The sequence below is a fragment of the Bacillus sp. B1-b2 genome, assembly GCF_009183415.1.
Lineage (GTDB): Bacteria > Bacillota > Bacilli > Bacillales > Cytobacillaceae > Niallia.
Genome location: NZ_WEHU01000019.1, coordinates 20,484 through 39,941, shown reverse-complemented (window position 1 = coordinate 39,941; position 19,458 = coordinate 20,484). Strand labels below are relative to the sequence as shown.

Sequence of the window (19,458 nt, the reverse complement as noted above, 5' to 3'; positions counted from 1 at the left end):
ATAAAACCTTACCATAGTAATCCAATGAATAGTAAATGATAGTCATTGGATGCAATAGTAAGGTTTTACTTTTTACATCATGTGATTTTATCTAATTTTCGAAGTTCATATTGTTTCTAAGAGCAAGTACTATTTAGGATGTCAATTTTACTTTCTTTCTAGTTGTTGTCCATTTTCCACGACTAGGGCTTTGCACTAAGTCATTATAAGCTAACACATTCAAATCTCTTTGAATCGTTCGCGGAGTAATACCAAATTCCTCCACTAGCTCTTGTGTTGTTACAGTTCCACGCTTACTAATAAACATGTAGACGGATTTGATACGGTTTAACATCCGGTTAGTTGAAGGTTTCAATAAACCACTCCCTATCCTTTTTTCAAACCTTTGGCAAATTCCAGCGACCGACAGCTTATTTGAAGATTAGTTCTCCAAGCGTATGTAATTTTCTTTTTTACAGACAACCCCTTTTCAAATGGCTAAATAGTGAACAATATTATAGACTTCTAATCTATACAATTATTGTACCCCTATTCAATAATATATTCTACATTATTTGCATCAATTTACAAAATATTTGCTTATTTATGTCTGTATTGCCACCTCCTGTAGTCTTTGCTTACCATTATCATATGGTTCGAATGAAATGGATATGAATGAAAATTCAATAAACAATAAAGTTATAATAAATACCCGTATATCTAAATGACTAAACATAAAAAATCTTCTTTTTCGTTCATTAACGGGTTCTAATAAAATCATGGATCATTCTACGATGACTACCAACCATTTGCTTAGGCAAGTCATTCATCGAAAAAAAAGCTAAGCTGTAACCTTCTTCTTCATTTACTTCCATCACTCCATCATACTCATTGGAGTAATAAGCTGTAGTTACTGTATAGAAGGGATCTCCATTTGCAGCAACTGTGTAATAATCTTTCCCTGAATATACAGATAATAATTGAAGGTTTTTAGCTTGAAGACCAGTCTCTTCTGTTAATTCTCTTTTAGCAGCTTCTTCTGTACTTTCTCCTATTTCCATTAAACCACCAGGAAGTCCCCAAACCTTGTTCGGATGCTTTCTTTCTTGTAATAGAATGTGATGCTCATTGTTTAGAAGAATAATAACCGATCCAACTAAAATAACTGGCATTTTGCCTACTAGCTTTCTTAAATCTTCTACATAACCCATCTATATCACAATCCCTTTTCCAAAAATTTGTTTTTTGATTTGCTGATAAACGATATGATAAGTGTACTATACTTGGAATTAACTTTATTATGAAAAAAGCTATTTAATTTATTTTTCTTCTATCCTTATTTATGGTATGTTTTTTTTATACTAAATATGGAATAGAAGGTTCAAGGAGGATATTATGAGTTCAATTGATTGGTTAAATGAAATACATATACGAAAAGACAGTTTTATAAAGGACCTACAAGGATTATTACAAATAAAAAGTGTGCTTGATGAAGAGAATGCTACAGAAGAAGCTCCGTTAGGTCAAGGAGTGAAAGAGGCATTAACTTTTATGCTTCAATTAGGAGAACGAGATGGCTTTATAAGTAAAAACGTTAAAAATATTGCGGGACACCTTCAATATGGTCAAGGAGAAGAGATCCTTGGCATATTATGTCATGTAGATGTAGTTCCAGAAGGAGATGGTTGGTCTAGTGATCCTTATGGTGCTGAGATTAGAGATGGAAAAATCTATGCTCGCGGTGCATTAGATGATAAGGGACCAACCATGGCTGCTTACTACGCGTTGAAGATTGTGAAAGATTTAAATGTACCTTTAAGTAAAGAAATTAGAATAATAATTGGTACTGATGAGGAAAGTGATTGGAGATGTGTAGATACATACTTTAAAGAAGAAAAAATGCCTGATATTGGCTTTGCTCCAGATGCAGATTTTCCAATCATTTACGCAGAAAAAGGAATTTCAGACTTTGATATTGTACAATTACCTAAGGATGATAACGTTTCAGATGGAGCTGTGAGAGTACTTCAATTTGCTTCTGGAAGAAGATATAATATGGTTCCCGATTTTGCTAGTGTAAGCCTAGAAGCGAAAGAAGGAGCGCAAACAGAAGTGATTCAGCGTTATCAAAACTTCTTAAAGGAAAAGGATTTACCTGGAAAGTATTATATCGATAATGGTGACTTAGTGTTAGAAATAGAGGGAATATCTGCTCATGGATTGGAACCAAACAACGGTATTAATGCTGGATTGAAGTTGGTGGAATTTCTTTCTTCTTTAGAGCTAGATTCAAAAGCAAGACACTATTTCCACTTTGTACGAGATTATTTTGTAAATGATTCAAGAGGGAAAAAACTAGGAATTAACTATCATGATGACATTACTGGGGATTTAACTCTTAATGTTGGAATCCTAGAGTTTGACTCTAATAAAGGTGGTAAGTTAGGACAAACCGTAAGATATCCTGTAACTAATAATATGGATGATACAAAAGTGAAACTAGATGCGCTTTTAGAGAAGCAAGGTTTTCACATCACAAACTTCTCGGATTCTAAACCACATTATGTGGAAAAAGAATCTGAATTAATTCAAACATTAAGCAAGGTTTATGTGGAACAAACTGGAGAAGAAGCGAAGTTAATTTCCATTGGTGGAGGAACTTATGCAAGATCCTTAGAAAAGGGAGTTGCGTTTGGACCTCTATTTCCAGGGAGAGAAGATATAGCTCATAAAAAAGATGAATATATGTATCTGGAGGATTTATTAAAAGCTACTGCTATCTATGCGCAAGCAATATATGAATTAGCTAAATAAAGAACAAAAGGAGAAGAGGAATATGAGCATTGTGCTTATGAATGGGGAATTTATTCCAAGAACAGAAGCAAAAGTAGATATTGAAGATAGAGGGTATCAGTTCGGTGATGGAATTTATGAGGTTATTCGAGTATATAATAGCAAAATGTTCACGGTAAAAGAGCATCTTCAAAGATTGCTTCAAAGTAGTGAAAAATTAAGTATTTCTATTTCCTATTCAGTGGATGAATTAACTCAATTATTAGAGCAGCTAATACAAAAAAATACCTTAGATATGGGTTTCATTTATATGCAATTTACAAGAGGGGTTAGTGCTAGAAATCATTCCTTTCCTGAAACAGAAGTCGCTCCAACTTTTATTGCTTATACAAAAGAATTTAAGAGACCTTTATCCAATTTAGAGGATGGTGTTTCTGCCATTACAGTTGAAGATATTAGATGGTCTCGATGTGATATTAAAAGCTTAAATTTACTAGGGAATGTAATGGCAAAGCAAAAAGCAGCAGAAGCAGATTGTTATGAAAGCATTCAATATCGTGATGTGACAGTAACGGAAGGAAGCTCTTCTAATATATGGATTGTAAAAGGCGAAAAAATACAAACCCACGAGGCGAGTCCTTCTATTCTAAATGGGATTACTAGACAGAAGTTAATAGAAATAAGCCAAGAGAATGGAATTGATATAGAAGAGAAGGCATTTTCTATTGAAGACTTAATAGATGCAGACGAAGTTTTTCTTACAAGTACAACATCAGAGGTTACTCCTATTACCGAAATAAATAATGTTCCAGTAAAAGAAGGGAAAGTCGGGGAAAAGACAAGAATATTACAAAGTTTATTTGTTGAAGCCATAATATCAGAATGTGGGGAGCTCATTCCTCAATAAATTCACTCTCTCATTCGTAAAATGCTTAGAGAAGTAGCATACAGGTGATATAATAAATTCATTTGTATGCTTTTTCATGTTTATTTTCTTTATTTTTCCTACGTGTAATAGGGTTAAAATAACCTAATTCGGATATATAATAGAATATTAATCATTATTTTCTAAAAAAGTCCAATATGTAAAGGAACTTAATTTTTATGACTGTTAAACAACAAACGCATTATTTTATTGGCATAAAAGTACCTGATGAAATGATAACGGAAATAGAAAAAAGGCAAAAGGGCTTAATAACTCAGTTTCCGTTTCAGAGGTGGGTTCACCCCTTAGATTATCATATAACTCTTGCCTTTTTAGGTGGTATACCTATAGAAAAGTTAAGAGCTTTACAGCAGTTATTAGAAGAGAATATAAAAGGCTCTTCAGACTTTCTGTTACATATAAATCATTTAGGTGTTTTTGGTAACCATGAAAAACCTAGAATTTTTTGGGCGGGATTAGAGGAAGACATGCAATTAAATAAACTAAGAGACAAGGTATATGAAATTTGTCTTTCTTTAGAATTCACTATAGATTCACGCCCATTCCATCCTCATATTACCTTAGCAAGAAAATGGGAAGGAGATAAGTCTTTTTCCCCAAATTTATTAGATAATAATTCTTTTACAATTAATCCATCGAATATGAAAGTAGACTCTATTCAATTATTTCAAACACATTTAAATCAAGAACCAAAGTATGAAGTGATCACAAGTTATACATTTGCAGATAATCACTAGTATTATTTGCTTAGGGGGAACAAGATTGGCGCAGTTAATTAAGTTAAGGGATTATGTTTCACGGTATGAACAAAATATCGTATTATATCCTTCACGGTTTGTACGCTTAAAAAAACAAAAGTGGGAAGGCATTAAAAAAGCATATACTACAAACGACCGAAGTGTCTTTCATTTAAATAATCCTATGGAAGAAGAATGGATTAAGGAAAAACCCACTTTTCTAGAAAAAATGAAAACAATTATAAATCGTAAAAAAACAGAAGAAGAATTTATAGATACGATAGATATTCAAGAGGAAATTCAAGACAGAGATGAAGATGATTTGCAGTTTCACTATGATTCTAACCAATATAAGCATCCTCATTCCATTGATGAACTGAAGCTACAGTTTCTAAATCAACTCTTTCATTTTCAATTGAAATGGGCTAGTTCTACATTAACGGAAATTTCTACAGTGAAGAGAACTCTCTATTATGACGACCTTTTGAAATATTATTTACAAAGATTTCCTGATACGTTTTTAGTGCTTTATCAACCTATTATTCAACTAAAACAGGCTCCAATAGAATTAGATACAGTGATTATTACGCCAACAGAAATTTGGTGTATTCATTTATTAGAAGCTGAAAATTCCGCCGTATTTGTTGGTTCAAATGAGAAGTTTTGGATAAAGAAAAAGAACGACCAGGAGAAAAAACTGCTTAGTCCAGTAATTTCCATTAATAGAACAGAGAGTATTGTGAGAAGCATTCTAGAAAAATATCAAATACTTTTACCTATCCAAAAAGTAATTCTTACTCGTAATGGATATATCGACTTTCCAACAGCCCCTTATGATTTAACAATCGTTGAAAAAAGGAATTACGAAGAATGGTTTCAAAAAATGCGTAATCATCATTCGCCTATAAAAGCGATACAATTAAAGGCGGCAGAAAGTTTATTACAATATGGACTTACTGTATCTAGCCGACGTTATGAATGGGATAAAACAGATCAATAAAGAGATAATTAGAATAAATAGTAGTAGGAAAGTAATAAAGTAAGAAAGAGCTAAGTTGTTTAGACCAAGGGAGTGAGAGAAAATGCTATCTATTAGAAGAAGTTTTTTTGCCTACCTCGATGAATTAACACTTATAACTATTCTTTTACCGTATTCTTATTGTGAAGGGGAATCATCAAAGTTTGTACTTGTTGATAACCAGAATAGAATGGAACTTCCTATACAAAGTAAAGAAAAAATGCAACACTTCGTTAAATATAGCTGTAGAATAAAAGAACCTATTCAACTGGGAAAAAGGTTTGAGATTGAAGATGAAAACAATGGAAAGACGGATCTTCAAATTGGAGCAGTTATACGAACGAAAGCGTTCGATGATATGTACTATTATGATGGACCTCTTGGTTTAGAATACACAAATACTTCTATTAAAACGTTTCTCTGGGCACCTACTGCTCAGCAAGTAAAGTTAGTTATTAATGCTCCTAAAGCTCCTGAAAAGGAAAGAAGAGTAATAGATATGTGCAGGCAGGATAAAGGAGTATGGAGCGTTGAAGTTAATGAGAATTTAGAGGGACACTATTATAGCTTTCTAGTTCTTGTTAATCTTGAGTGGTCTGAAGTAATGGATCCTTATTGTGTTGCAGTTTCTGTTAATGGCTCTTTTGGTGTTATTGTAGATTTAAATAAAACCAAAGTACAAAAACCTGTTTTACCTCCTTTAAAAAATACTGTTGATAGTATTTTTTATGAAACGCATATCCGAGATTTTACCATCCACCCCGAAAGTGGTGTACAGGATAAAGGAAAATATAAAGGAGTTACAGAACTGAATACAAGAACAAAAAAAGAGCAGTTATCAGGTCTTTCCTATATGAAAGACTTAGGTATTACTCATGTTGAGTTCTTACCTGTGCATGATTTTGAAGAGGTAGATGAGCTAGAGGTCTTAAAGCAATATAATTGGGGATATAATCCGTCTCATTTTAACGTGCCAGAAGGAAGTTACTCTTGTGATCCTACTGAACCGTATAGAAGAATTAATGAACTAAAAGAGATGATACAAACTGTTCAAGAACAAGGTATTCGAGTAATATTGGATGTTGTTTATAATCATGTGTATAAAAAAGAGGCATCATCGTTTGAAAAAATTGTACCAGGGTACTATTTCCGCTATAACCAATATGGTATGCCGTCTAATGGTACTGGTGTGGGGAATGATATTGCTTCTGAGCGTGCAATGGTAAGAAGATTTATTCTTGATTCCATCCGTTTTTGGTTAGAAGAATATCAAGTAGATGGATTTCGTTTCGATTTAATGGGTATTCTTGATGTGACCACGATGCAGCAAATTCGAAAATTGTGTGATGATAGGAATGAGAATATAATCTTGATTGGAGAAGGGTGGGATTTAGCAACTCCTCTTCAGCTGCAAGAAAAAGCAACCATTATGAATCAGAAAGAGTTAGACGGAATCGGACAATTCAATGATCAATTTAGAGATAAAGTAAAAGGAAGTACATTTCAGCTACATGACATAGGAGTTGCATTTGGAAATTTGCAGTATCTGCATGATTTAAGAGAGCTATTATCTGGTAGTATTGGGCTTTATCATGAGAAAGGAATGTTCAATAATCCTAATAAATCGGTAAATTACGTAGAATCTCATGATAACCATACACTATGGGATAAGATAGAAATATGCTTCCCTGAAGAAACCAATGAGAAGAAACAAAAAATGCATCGTTTGGCAAGTGCAATCGTTCTTATAAGCCAGGGAGTTCCTTTTTTACATAGTGGTCAAGAATTCTTCCGAACGAAATATGGAATCGAAAATAGCTATCAATCTCCTGACCCGATTAATCAAATGGATTGGAACCGAAAAGATCAATTCATAGAAAATGTACAATTTATAAAGAATTTAATTACATTACGGAAAAGAACAAAAGCATTTCGATTAAGTACAGTCGATGAGATTGTAAAGCATGTAACGATAGATGTCCTACCTAATTCCATTCTCGAATATCAATTGCAAGATATCGGAGAGTTAGGGAAATGGGAAACCATCATTGTCTATATTAATGTTCAACATCATGAAGAGGAAATAGAGATACCAGAGAGTGGTTGGAAATTATTGGTGAGTGATGATGAGATTTATGACGACCATTACCCATTTATTGAAGGAAAACAGAAGTGGAAAATACCACCTATAAGCTTTATGATGATAGGGAAATAGGATAAATTCCTTATTCCTGGATTTTTCTGTCATTTGCAGCTTGATTAACAACCATGAAATACGCGGAAATAGTCTGAAAAAAAGTTATTTTTCTTAAATATTATTTTTAATCAGAGATTTACTTGACTAAAAAATGAAATAAGAGATAATATTTAATGAGTAACTTTCCATTATTATATGGGAGGAAATTAAAAGTTCATATAACGAAGGAAATCATGGATACATAGTATTATTATCTATATACTATGTACTTTTCTTTTTATAACAAAAAAATACTGGTTGCTTGTTGTAATAATGTATTGCACTTACCAGTTACTTATATTTTTTATGAACGTTAAGATCGGGACAAAAAGGATTGAATTACTGATAACCATTTTTGTTTGTTCTTCCTACCAAATTAGGACAAAAAAGACTCAAACAGGAATTTTTCATCTTTTTTTTGGAGCATAATATATAGTAGGTGAACAATTTTGGAACATTTATTAGGGCAAGATTGGGAGATAACCCCTGCAGGTGGAGAAACAGGCGAAGCTTTCTTTGCACAGAATAACGGACAAAAGCTTTTTCTGAAAAGAAATTCCTCTCCGTTTTTAGCTGTTTTATCTGCAGAAGGTATTGTCCCAAAACTTGTTTGGACAAAACGATTTGAAAACGGAGATGTCTTTACTGCCCAACAATGGCTAATTGGTAGGGAGTTTGGCCATTCTGATATGAAAGATAATCGAGTAACCATGTTACTAAAGAAAATCCATACTTCAAAGCCTCTCCTAGAGATGCTAAGAAGGCTAGGGAAAACATCCTTTCATCCAGAAATGATTTTAGCAGTTATTAAAGCAGAATTAGATGATGAATTGAAATCTAATAAAGATATTATGGATTCTATCCGTTTTATGGAGGAAAATCTTTCGTCTGTTAAGACAGATGAACATGTAGTTTGTCATTGTGATGTCAACCATAACAACTGGTTGCTTTCAGAAGACAACCAGTTGTACTTAATTGATTGGGATGGTGCTATGATAGCGGATCCTGCCATCGACATAGGAATGTTGCTGTATTGGTATATCCCTAAAGAAGAATGGCAAAATTGGCTACATACGTACGGCTATGAGTTAACAAACAATTTAGCTCTAAGAATGAAATGGTATGTTATTGCACAAACCATTAATTCCATTCGTTGGTATAAGAAAAAAGGCCGCTACAGTGAAAGAGATAGATGGCTTCAATTCTTGCATGATATGGATTAACAGTCACATTAGGAAAGATGGGTGATTCCATCTACCCATTGTGTTAATTGATCTTGGTGGGAATGAATATGCTGATCCAGATTAGAAGCTTGTATACCTTGTTCACTGTAACGGTTAATTTCCTCTAAGATTGGAAGGATATTTTGATCAAGCTGACCATTAGTCCTTAGTGAGGTAATCAATCTTTGCACTTGTTCACACTCAGAAACAGAGCCACAGCAATCTGTTTGTTGATTAGATAATATATCAGTAAGTAAAGCTAATTGATGCTCTTGATTCAATGGCATTATTGAACACCCTTTCTATAGGTCCTATTAGGAAATGGATGACGCAAGTTGAAATCCTTCCAAATACCAATTAAGGAATTCACTTATAGCTTGTGAATTCTTTTTTTGCTTTATTCAGCTAAGTGGAATGTAAAATTATCCTTACATGTAAAATGGGTGATTATACCGTGTTAACTCACGGAAAACTGGTTTTATACACTGTTATAAAGAGTAAATGGTGAAAACGAGTCTATCTTTTTCCCAGCAAAATAGTATTGCACGGTCAAGCTATGCATGGTATTGTTTGAACGATAGTAAGTTTAAAAAGGAGTGTCCACATGCGATTAAGACATAAACCGTGGGCTAAGGACAAATTAGAGTCTCATCCAGAGTTTGTTGTCCACAACCCAGAAGATTGGAAAGGTAAATGGGACCAAGCCTTTAAAAATAATGGTCCTATTCATATAGAAATTGGTACTGGAAAAGGTCGTTTTATAACAGAAATGGCTAAAGCTAACCCAATGATCAATTATATTGGGGTAGAATTACAAGAAAGTGTCATTGTATCTGCTCTTGATCGATTAATTGAGGCTGATGTACCAAACTTGAAATTAATGAATATGAATGCGGAGAAGCTAACCGATTATTTCGAAAAAGGGGAAATTAATCGAGTATATTTAAACTTCTCTGATCCATGGCCAAAAACAAGACATGAAAAAAGAAGATTAACGTATAAAACCTTCTTAGATTCTTACCAATCTGTTTTAGAGGATAAAGGAGAAATCCATTTTAAAACAGATAACCAAGGTTTATTTGAATATTCTTTACAGAGTTTTTCTGCATATGGCATGCTTTTAAAGTATGTTAGTCTTGATTTGCATAATAGTAATTATGAAGGCAATATTATGACAGAATATGAAGAGAAATTCTCTGAAAGAGGAAATAGAATATACCGTTGTGAAGTACAATTTAAGTAAAAAGGCGACACCTCTGATTAGTAATACTCTATCAATCAGAGGTGTTTTTTGGTTTATGAAATTTTATTTACGTCTAAAATTCTTCCTGTAGTACTATCTGATACAAACTCATATACTTCTTTAACAGACCCATTCATTCTTGTAATTCCACCTCGGTAAACATGATAGGTCTGATCAGGAGTTAAAAGAGTTTCCTTTTTCATGTTTATCCATGATCCATTTATGGGGCCTTGCTCTTTAAAAGCTACTCTAGCAATATGTAATATATCATCACTGGTTAAGGAACGATTTCTTGAAATAGCTTTTAATGCTACATAACTAGCTGCCACCCCTACTGCAACTCCTGTAATAATTGATTTCCAACTCATGATCATTAGCTCCTTTTGAATAATCGTCATTCTATAGTCAAAGAATAAATAACTCAAATGAACGATTGTAAAAATGTGAGTAAACTTCCTCTGTATACGTCATCTTTCCAAATAATACATTCTCTTTATTATAACCAATTCTCTAATTTAGAAAAAGTCGGAATAGAATACTATTATATCTGCAAGAGGGAAAGTAGTGGTATGCAACCACATATTTCGGTACAATAAATATTATGCAAGAATACATATTCTTTAAAGGAGTTTTAAATATATGGAACAACAAACGTTGGATTTATTTCGTACATTAACAGAATTACCAGGTGTAGCAGGAAACGAGCATGATGTAAGAAAATTTATGAGAGAGCAATTAAGCTTATATACGGATGAAATTGTTCAAGATAATTTAGGCAGTATTTTTGGCGTAAAGCGAGGTTTAGAGGCTGGCCCAACAGTAATGGTAGCTGGTCATATGGATGAGGTTGGTTTTATGGTTACATCTATTACTGCGAATGGTATGATTCGCTTTCAGCCACTAGGCGGTTGGTGGAGCCAGGTTCTGCTTGCTCAAAGAGTACAGATTATGACAAAAAATGGTCCAATCACAGGAGTAATTGGATCTATTCCACCACATCTATTAGATGAAGCGGTTCGTAATAAGCCTATGGATATTAAGAACATGCTTATTGATATTGGAGCAGATGATAAGGAGGATGCTATTTCTATCGGAATTAAGCCTGGTCAACCAATTGTTCCTATATGCCCATTTACTCCTTTAGCTAACCCGAAGAAAATTATGGCAAAGGCTTGGGATAATCGTTATGGATGTGGCCTTGCTATCGAGCTATTAAAGGAATTGCATAGTGAAGAATTACCAAACACATTATATTCTGGTGCAACCGTACAAGAAGAAGTAGGTTTAAGAGGGGCAAGAACAGCAGCTAATCTGATTAAACCAGATGTGTTTTATGCGTTAGATGCGAGTCCTGCAAATGATGCTTCTGGAGATAAAAATCAATTTGGTCAGCTTGGAAATGGAGCATTGCTCCGTATTTTTGATCGAACAATGGTCACACACCGAGGAATGAGAGAGTTTATTTTAGATACGGCAGAATCAAACAAAATACCTTATCAATATTTTATCTCTCCAGGTGGTACAGATGCTGGGCAGGTTCACATTTCTAACGAAGGTGTGCCAAGTGCTGTAATCGGTATTTGTTCTCGCTATATTCATACAAGTGCCTCTATTATTCATATTGATGATTATGCAGCAGCTAAGGAATTAGTTACACAATTGGTAAGAACAACGGATAAAACAACGATCGAAACCCTAAGAGAAAATCAATAATATAGGAAGGTATCTCAAAACTACATGTAGCTTTTGAGATATCTTTTTTAGTAAAAGTAGAAGGGGATAACAATGAGAGTCTGTATAGGAACACATAATAAAGCTAAAATCCAAGCAGTACTTAATGGATTTAAAGAGGAATCAGAAATAGAGTTTACCGAATGGGATGTTTCTTCAGGTGTAAGTAATCAACCGTTTTCTGATGAGGAGACGTTAGCTGGTGCTATTAATAGGGCAAGAGCTGCTTTAATTACTGGAAATGGTGACATAGGAATAGGGTTAGAAGGGGGAGTGCAGCTAATCAATAAAGAGATGTTTTTATGTAATTGGGGAGCATTGGCTTTGAAAAGTGGTGAGGTGCTTGTGGCGGGTGGAGCGAGAATTCCTTTACCAAAAGAGGTGCAACGTGAATTAGCAGCTGGAAGAGAGCTCGGGCCAATTATGGATGAATATGCTAATAAAAAAAATGTTCGTCATAAGGAAGGAGCAATAGGAATCTTTACTAATCAACGAGTGAATCGAGCTTCTATGTTTCAGCATGTTATGGAATTATTAATTGGTCAATATGAATGTAAGAAGAAGGAAGTTTAATGGAAAGCTACATGAATGAGAAACAAAAAGCAAATAACTAGTGTATAGCTGGTAATTTTGATACTATCATAAGAAAGTATCTGATTCCTTAAGGAGGGTTTATAGTGAGAGATTTACAAACAACAGAGGAGTTCTCTGAATTAAAAAACAGTCCTAAAAAACATATCTTTTTATTCTCGGCCAATTGGTGTGGAGATTGTCGCTTTATAGAGCCCTTTATGCCTGAGATAGAAGAAAAGTACCATAATTATACTTTTATACATGTGGATAGAGATAAATTTATTGATACTTGTATTGAATTAGATGTTTTCGGTATTCCAAGCTTTATAGGATTTGAGAATGGAGTAGAACTAGGCAGGTTTGTTAGCAAGGATCGTAAAACACAAGAGGAAATCGAACAATTTATCGATGGACTATGAAAGTAAAAAGGTTATCTCCAAAATAAAGGTTGTGGAGTTTTGCTCCCCCTTTTTAGGCGATAGCCTTTTTTACTTATGTCATTCTGTTTTGTATTAAAGCAAGATATCGGTATAATAAGAAAGTAGTCTTGGACTTGAACGAAACCAACCAAGAGTAAGGGAAGTGAAATCATGAAAATGGATAGTAAGCAAATGAAAGATATTCTGGTAAAACGCCTTAGTAATGAAGATCGTTCGTTTACATTTGACAAGAAAAAAGATCAATTAAGAATTGAGAGTAAACAAACAAAAAAGGGAGTCACCATTACGTTACCAGGTATAATTGCGAGATGGGAGAATGAAAAGGAAAAAGCAATAGATGAAATGGTTTACTATATAGAGGAAGGCCTAAAAGCGATCGATAAAGATTGTTCCATTGAGGCAGAGTCGAACAAAATATATCCAGTTATCCGTTCAACTTCTTTTCCTATAGCGTCTAATGAAGAGATTCCTTTTATTACAGAAGATCATACTGCGGAAACGAGAATATATTTTGCATTAGACTTAGGAAATACCTATCGTCTTATTGACGAAAAAATAATGCAGCAAGAGAATTGGACTCCTCAAATAATAAAAGAAATGGCTTTGTTTAATGTTAGATCACTTTCAACCAGTATGAAGAAGGATAGTGTCGCAGGAAATACCTTCTACTTTCTAAATAGTAATGATGGGTATGATGCAAGTAGAGTGCTAAATGATAACTTCTTAAAAAATATGAATGAGAGTTTGGAAGGAACAATGGCAGTAGCAGTGCCGCATCAAGATGTATTAATTATTGCAGATGTGGTAAACGAGACAGGCTATGATATTCTAGCACAAATGACAATGAGCTTCTTTGCTAGCGGAAGAGTACCAATAACCGCGTTATCTTTTCTATATGAAGAAGGTCAGCTAGAGCCAATATTTATTTTAGGTAAAAACAAAAAGCGCGAGAAATAATGTGTTATCTATTATTCTAGAAATACAAACGTCATGATAATATCTTATAGCTGACATTTAATTGAGATATATTTATATTACAATGTACCAAATATAAAGAGTTGCTTAGTAGGAGGAAAGAGTTTCTCTCATTAGAGTTTCTCTTTTTTTGTTTCATTTCCTTTAAAAACGGGTATGCAGGAATAGTTTATAAAATAATTCTCGAAATTCTTTTATTTACTGTTAAAATAAGATAGAGATTGGAAAGAAAGAGTGATAGATTGTGAATTGGTTCAAAAAAGTATTTAAGCAAATGGGTAAAGAAGAAGTGGAGATGAACCAAACTGAACATCTAGGGCAAGAAAGTGATTTCATACAAGAATCTGACCCACATAAAGAATGGAGAAAAGAGGTAGAATCGAAAGTAATCTACCAATATCCTAAGGGTAAATTCCGTTTTCCTTTAATACCTGATGAATATGATAAGAAAGAAACACCAATAGAAAATCAAAACAATGGGCAGGGAAGTCAAGCTAGAGAAGGAAGGACAAGAAAGAAAAATAGGAACACTAATATTCCACCTCAACCTTCTGTAGAAAATCAGACTAAACCGACAAAAATAGATCCACCTGATCATACATACAAATCTAAACGGCCATTTAAGCCTTCTGAAACAATATCACCAATATACGGCTATAATCGTCCGAAATTAGCAAACGAATCGAAAGAATTAGATCCGAAAGAATTACAAGAAGAATCTTCTTATGAAATGAAAGATCCTACTGTTACTTCTACCATAATACCTAAACCTGAAAAACGGGATTTATTAATTCCTGAGGTATCAGAAGAGTTTGTTGTTCATGAAAGCTTGCAAAAGAGTATGCATTCTATTGAGTTGGAAAAGGGAATGGAAGAGCCAACAGAAATAAGCGATTTTATAAAGAACGAAGAAACCAGTTCTCTGGAGGAGGAAATGGTAGCTTTTCATTCAGAAAGTCTTTTAATAGAAGCGATAATACAGCCTTTTAATAATACAGATGAAGATGTACAGGAGGCTTCTGTTAAGATTTATCCGACCGAAACAATAGCAGAAACAGAAGAAATAGACATAGAAACGATGGAAGAAACAGAGCAAGAAACAGAGGAGGAAATCCCGTTATTTGGTGATAGCAACAAAGAGGCGGATAATCAAGCTTCAAGAAAAAGAGGACCTTTACCATTTAATGTACTCATGCTACATAAAGATCGCCAGTCACTTGCAAACAAGGGGCATCAAAAGTCAGACCGAATCCCTACCGTAAATTTGGAAGAAGAGATAGTGGACTATCGTAATAATGATGAGCAGCAGGATGAACTAGCTGATGTTCCATATTATGCATTTCCAGATATTCGTTTGTTACACCCGCCAATCATGGTAAGTGAAAACGATCATTGGATTGATGAACAAACAGCTCTATTAAATGATACATTCATTAACTTCAATGTGCATGCAAAAGTAGTAAATGTGACACAGGGGCCTTCTGTGACTAGATATGAAGTGCAGCCTGAACCAGGAGTAAAGGTAAGTAAGATAACAAATTTAACAGACGATCTTAAATTAAGCTTAGCTGCTAAGGACATTCGAATTGAGGCACCTATACCTGGTAAACATACAGTAGGAATAGAAGTACCAAATCAAGCAAGTAGACCAGTGTTATTGCGAGAGATTCTAGAAAGTCCAGAATTTATGGAGTCTACTTCTCCATTAACTGTAGCAATGGGTTTGGATATATCTGGTAAACCAATCGTAACAGATTTAAGGAAGATGCCGCATGGTTTAATTGCGGGTGCAACGGGTTCTGGTAAAAGTGTGTGTATTAATACAATGCTAGTTAGTCTTTTATACAAGGCAAATCCAGAGGAGTTAAAGCTTCTACTAATTGATCCTAAAATGGTAGAACTTGCACCTTATAATTATATTCCTCATTTAGCTAGTCCTGTTATTACAGACGTAAAGACAGCTACAGCAGCATTAAAATGGGCTGTAGAAGAAATGGAAAGAAGATATGAATTATTAGCACATGCTGGTGCTAGAGACATAACTAAATATAACCAGTTGGCAGAAGACCATAAAAGGTATAGTCATAAACTACCGTACCTTGTCATTATTATAGATGAGTTAGCAGATTTAATGATGATGGCTCCTGCGGATGTGGAAGAGGCTATCAGTCGAATTGCACAAAAAGCAAGGGCATGTGGTATTCATCTATTAATTGCTACACAGCGCCCTTCTGTTGATGTTATTACTGGTTTAATAAAAGCAAATGTACCAACAAGAATTGCTTTCTCTGTCTCCTCTCAAATTGATTCTAGAACGGTCATTGATATGAGTGGAGCAGAAAAGCTACTAGGCAAAGGTGACATGCTATTTTTAGAAAATGGAACATCAAAGCCAGTTCGATTGCAAGGAACCTTTGTTGCAGACGAAGAGATAGACTTAGTGGTAGCACATGTAAGGAAAGAGCGAACACCTGAATACCTATTTGAACAAGAAGAGATTCTAAAAAAAGTACAAACTTCTGAAGAAGAAGATGAATTGTTTTTTGAAGCCTGTGAATTTGTTATTGAGCAAGGCGGTGCTTCTACTTCCAGTCTTCAAAGAAACTTTAAAATAGGGTATAACCGTGCAGCAAGACTCATGGATATGATGGAGAAACAAGGATATATTTCAGAAGCAAGAGGAACAAAACCGAGAGAAGTTTTTATTAGCGAAAATGACTTATTACAATTACAAGAAAATGAATGATATATTTATTGTTTCTGTCATACATTGGAAAGTAATTGGAGCATAGTCTTTCCTAATAAAAGATGATATAATGATTTAATGTGAGTTTAAAAGGTAAAAATAGTAACCATGGAAATTCGTTATTAAACGTAAAAAGTGATGTTTATTGCATACATAAAATGCAATGAGCAAAATTAAGGAAGATATCATATACTGTTAAAAGATATACGATAGTTGGAGGTTCTTTATATGACTATTTACCACTTCGTAGGTATAAAAGGGTCGGGCATGAGTGCATTAGCACAAATTTTACATGATATGGGTTTACAAGTTCAAGGATCAGATGTGGATAAAAGATTTTTTACGCAAGTTGCTTTAGAGCAATCCGGTATTGAAATCCTCCCATTTCAAAAAGAAAACATTAAACCAGGGATGAATATTATACTAGGAAATGCATTTCCAGATACGCATGAGGAAGTTCAGGAAGCGATGAAATTAGGTTTACCTGTAGTACGTTATCATCGTTTTCTGGGAGACTTTATGAAACAATTTACAAGTATCGCAGTTACTGGGGCACATGGTAAAACTTCCACAACTGGTTTGCTTTCTCATGTTATAAAAGCGGCAAAACCAACAGCCTATCTAATAGGAGATGGAACAGGAAGAGGCGTTGCAGAAGCAGAATATTTTGCATTCGAGGCTTGTGAATATAGAAGACATTTTCTTTCCTATTTCCCGGATTATGCTATTATGACAAATATTGATTTTGATCACCCAGATTATTTCGCAAATGTGGAGGATGTTTTTCAAGCATTCCAAGAAATGGCATGGCAAGTGAACAAAGGGATATTTGCTTGTGGGGATGATGAACATTTACAAAAAATTCAAGCAAAAGTTCCAGTTGTTTTCTACGGATTTGATGATGAGAATGATTTCCAAGCTAGAAATGTAGAAAAAACAACAGAAGGAACAACCTTTGAAGTATATGTTCGTAATACCTACTATGATACATTTTCTATTCCATCATATGGAAATCATAACATATTAAATGCATTATCTGTCATTGCATTGAGTCATTATGAAGAATTAGATGCAGAGATTGTTAAGGAAAATCTGTTGACGTTTGAAGGTGTAAAAAGACGGTTTTCCGAGAAATCCATAGGATCACAAGTTATTATAGATGACTATGCGCATCATCCTACCGAAATAAAGGCAACTGTTGAAGCGGCACGTCAAAAATACCCTGAAAGAGAAATTGTTGCTGTATTTCAGCCACATACTTTTTCACGTACGCAAACATTTCTTCAAGAATTCGCAGATAGTTTAAATCTTGCTGATTCAGCCTATTTATGCGAAATCTTTGGATCAGCCAGGGAGAATCATGGAAAGTTAAGCATTGAAGACCTTGCGGAGAAAATTCCAGGTAGTAAAATTGTTACGGAAGAAAGTATTGCTTCTCTTAAAGAACACAAAGATAGTGTTATTCTTTTTATGGGTGCTGGAGATATTCAAAAATTTCAAAGTGCTTATGAGGCATCTTTAAAACAATAAAAAAGGACTTCTATATAGAAATCCTAATAAAAGCTGTAAGCTGCTCCTTTCTTTATGAGTGTAGCTTACAGCTTTTTATATGAAGCTAATTGTAATGGGAATTTATTATTTTAGGTTGTCTGGATTTAAAGAATATAGTTCTTCTAATACAAACAGTCCGTCTTTTCGAATTAACACATCATCAAAGTATATTTCTCCACCGCCGTAATCTGGTCTTTGAATATTTACCATATCCCAATGAATATTAGAATGGTTTCCATTAAATGCTTCATCATAGCATTGACCTGGTGTGAAATGGAAGCTTCCATCTATTTTCTCATCAAAAAGAATATCTTGCATAGGGTGTAGAATATATGGATTTACACCTATTGCAAATTCGCCAATAAAACGAGCACCTTCATCTGTGTCCAATACTTTATTTAAACGTTCTGTATCATTTGCTGTTGCTTTGACAATCTTTCCATTTTCGAATGTTAAGCTAACATTTTCAAAAGTAAATCCTTGGTAGGGAGATGGTGTATTATAGGTTAAAGTACCATTAACAGAATCGCGTACTGGTGCTGTGTATACTTCTCCATCAGGTATATTCATCTGTCCTGAACATTTGATAGCAGGAATATCTTTAATAGAGAAGCTTAAATCTGTACCAGGTCCTATAATGTGAACTTTATCTGTGCGATTCATGAGCTCTACTAGATTATCCATTGCTTTGTCCATTTTTCCATAATCTAAATTACATACATTGAAGTAAAAGTCTTCAAATGCATCTGTACTCATTTTTGCTAACTGTGCCATAGAAGCACTTGGATAGCGAAGAACAACCCATCTAGTTTTTGGCACACGAATGTCTCTGTGTACTTTCTTGCCTACTGTTGATCCTTCAATTTTCATTTTCTCAGCAGGAACATCCGCAAGTTCATTAATATTATCCCCTGCACGTAATCCGATATAAGCATCCATTTTACTCATGACATTTGCTTCAAATTCAGCCATCATAGAGTATTGTTCTTCATTAGCACCTAATAAAAGAGAACGGTTAACATCATTATCCTTTAGTGAAACAAAAGGGTAGCCTCCAACAGCATATGCTTCTCTTACTAGTGCTTTAACTAGTTCTTTTTGAAGACCGAAGTTTTCAATCAGAACTTTTTCGCCTTTTTGGAGACGAATAGAATAATTAATTAAATTTTTGGCTAGCTGATCAATACGTGGATCTTTCATATGTACCTCCAATAGTTGTATTCATTCAAAAGAATATCCTTATCTATTGTACCCGAAAAATGAATTT

At 34.2% G+C, this 19,458-nt stretch carries 18 protein-coding genes; 13 read left to right on the top strand and 5 right to left on the bottom strand.

Annotated elements, in window-relative coordinates:
• Positions 1-133: 133 nt before the first annotated feature.
• Positions 134-355: a DeoR family transcriptional regulator gene (locus F9279_RS17100; RefSeq protein ID WP_152115239.1), complete on the bottom strand. Its 222-nt coding sequence runs from the start codon at positions 353-355 to the stop codon at positions 134-136.
• A gap of 382 nt (positions 356-737) precedes the next feature.
• The gene (locus tag F9279_RS17095; protein ID WP_152115237.1) at positions 738-1,190 is read right to left on the bottom strand and encodes an NUDIX hydrolase; all 453 of its coding nucleotides are present in this window, start codon (positions 1,188-1,190) and stop codon (positions 738-740) included.
• Positions 1,191-1,374: 184 nt separating this feature from the next.
• Here F9279_RS17095 and pepV point away from each other — a divergent pair, with 184 nt between their 5' ends.
• From pepV to F9279_RS17065, 6 genes are all read left to right on the top strand, one after another.
• Positions 1,375-2,793 (top strand): dipeptidase PepV, encoded by a 1,419-nt coding sequence (pepV, locus tag F9279_RS17090; RefSeq protein WP_152115235.1) that lies wholly within the window; start codon positions 1,375-1,377, stop codon positions 2,791-2,793.
• 22 nt (positions 2,794-2,815) lie between these two features.
• Positions 2,816-3,679 carry a D-amino-acid transaminase gene (gene dat / locus F9279_RS17085; RefSeq protein ID WP_152115233.1) on the top strand — a complete coding sequence of 288 codons (864 nt, stop codon included), beginning with the start codon at positions 2,816-2,818 and terminating at the stop codon, positions 3,677-3,679.
• A gap of 197 nt (positions 3,680-3,876) precedes the next feature.
• On the top strand, positions 3,877-4,455 hold the full coding sequence (gene thpR / locus F9279_RS17080) for an RNA 2',3'-cyclic phosphodiesterase (protein ID WP_152115231.1): 579 nt from the start codon (positions 3,877-3,879) through the stop codon (positions 4,453-4,455).
• 25 nt (positions 4,456-4,480) lie between these two features.
• Positions 4,481-5,455 (top strand): nuclease-related domain-containing protein, encoded by a 975-nt coding sequence (locus tag F9279_RS17075; protein ID WP_152115229.1) that lies wholly within the window; start codon positions 4,481-4,483, stop codon positions 5,453-5,455.
• 82 nt (positions 5,456-5,537) lie between these two features.
• Positions 5,538-7,688, top strand: coding sequence for a type I pullulanase (gene pulA / locus F9279_RS17070; protein WP_152115227.1), 2,151 nt, complete (start codon positions 5,538-5,540; stop codon positions 7,686-7,688).
• A 470-nt stretch (positions 7,689-8,158) separates the two neighbouring features.
• The gene (locus F9279_RS17065; RefSeq protein ID WP_152115225.1) at positions 8,159-8,932 is read left to right on the top strand and encodes a phosphotransferase family protein; all 774 of its coding nucleotides are present in this window, start codon (positions 8,159-8,161) and stop codon (positions 8,930-8,932) included.
• 8 nt (positions 8,933-8,940) lie between these two features.
• Here F9279_RS17065 and F9279_RS17060 read toward each other — a convergent pair whose 3' ends face one another.
• Positions 8,941-9,219, bottom strand: a complete 279-nt coding sequence (locus F9279_RS17060) for a YtzH-like family protein (protein WP_152115223.1) — start codon at positions 9,217-9,219, stop codon at positions 8,941-8,943.
• A gap of 317 nt (positions 9,220-9,536) precedes the next feature.
• Here F9279_RS17060 and trmB point away from each other — a divergent pair, with 317 nt between their 5' ends.
• Positions 9,537-10,175, top strand: a complete 639-nt coding sequence (gene trmB / locus F9279_RS17055; RefSeq protein WP_152115221.1) for a tRNA (guanosine(46)-N7)-methyltransferase TrmB — start codon at positions 9,537-9,539, stop codon at positions 10,173-10,175.
• Between the two features lie 53 nt (positions 10,176-10,228).
• Here the strand turns inward: trmB and F9279_RS17050 are convergent, their stop codons facing one another.
• On the bottom strand, positions 10,229-10,543 hold the full coding sequence (locus tag F9279_RS17050) for a hypothetical protein (protein ID WP_152115219.1): 315 nt from the start codon (positions 10,541-10,543) through the stop codon (positions 10,229-10,231).
• A 271-nt stretch (positions 10,544-10,814) separates the two neighbouring features.
• On the opposite strand from F9279_RS17050, the gene F9279_RS17045 reads away from it, so the two are divergent.
• From F9279_RS17045 to murC, 6 genes are all read left to right on the top strand, one after another.
• Positions 10,815-11,888 (top strand): M42 family metallopeptidase, encoded by a 1,074-nt coding sequence (locus tag F9279_RS17045; protein ID WP_152115217.1) that lies wholly within the window; start codon positions 10,815-10,817, stop codon positions 11,886-11,888.
• 72 nt (positions 11,889-11,960) lie between these two features.
• A complete protein-coding gene (locus F9279_RS17040) occupies positions 11,961-12,479 on the top strand; it encodes a DUF84 family protein (RefSeq protein WP_152115214.1) in 519 nt (172 codons plus the stop codon).
• 104 nt (positions 12,480-12,583) lie between these two features.
• Positions 12,584-12,898, top strand: a complete 315-nt coding sequence (locus tag F9279_RS17035; RefSeq protein ID WP_152115212.1) for a thioredoxin family protein — start codon at positions 12,584-12,586, stop codon at positions 12,896-12,898.
• A 177-nt stretch (positions 12,899-13,075) separates the two neighbouring features.
• Entirely contained in the window at positions 13,076-13,876 is an 801-nt protein-coding gene (locus F9279_RS17030) for a DUF1444 domain-containing protein (RefSeq protein ID WP_152115322.1), read from the top strand.
• A gap of 262 nt (positions 13,877-14,138) precedes the next feature.
• The gene (locus F9279_RS17025; RefSeq protein WP_226793660.1) at positions 14,139-16,640 is read left to right on the top strand and encodes a DNA translocase FtsK; all 2,502 of its coding nucleotides are present in this window, start codon (positions 14,139-14,141) and stop codon (positions 16,638-16,640) included.
• Between the two features lie 228 nt (positions 16,641-16,868).
• Positions 16,869-18,170 (top strand): UDP-N-acetylmuramate--L-alanine ligase, encoded by a 1,302-nt coding sequence (gene murC, locus F9279_RS17020; RefSeq protein WP_152115211.1) that lies wholly within the window; start codon positions 16,869-16,871, stop codon positions 18,168-18,170.
• Between the two features lie 105 nt (positions 18,171-18,275).
• Here murC and F9279_RS17015 read toward each other — a convergent pair whose 3' ends face one another.
• On the bottom strand, positions 18,276-19,391 hold the full coding sequence (locus tag F9279_RS17015; protein ID WP_152115209.1) for an aminopeptidase: 1,116 nt from the start codon (positions 19,389-19,391) through the stop codon (positions 18,276-18,278).
• Positions 19,392-19,458 lie beyond the last annotated feature (67 nt).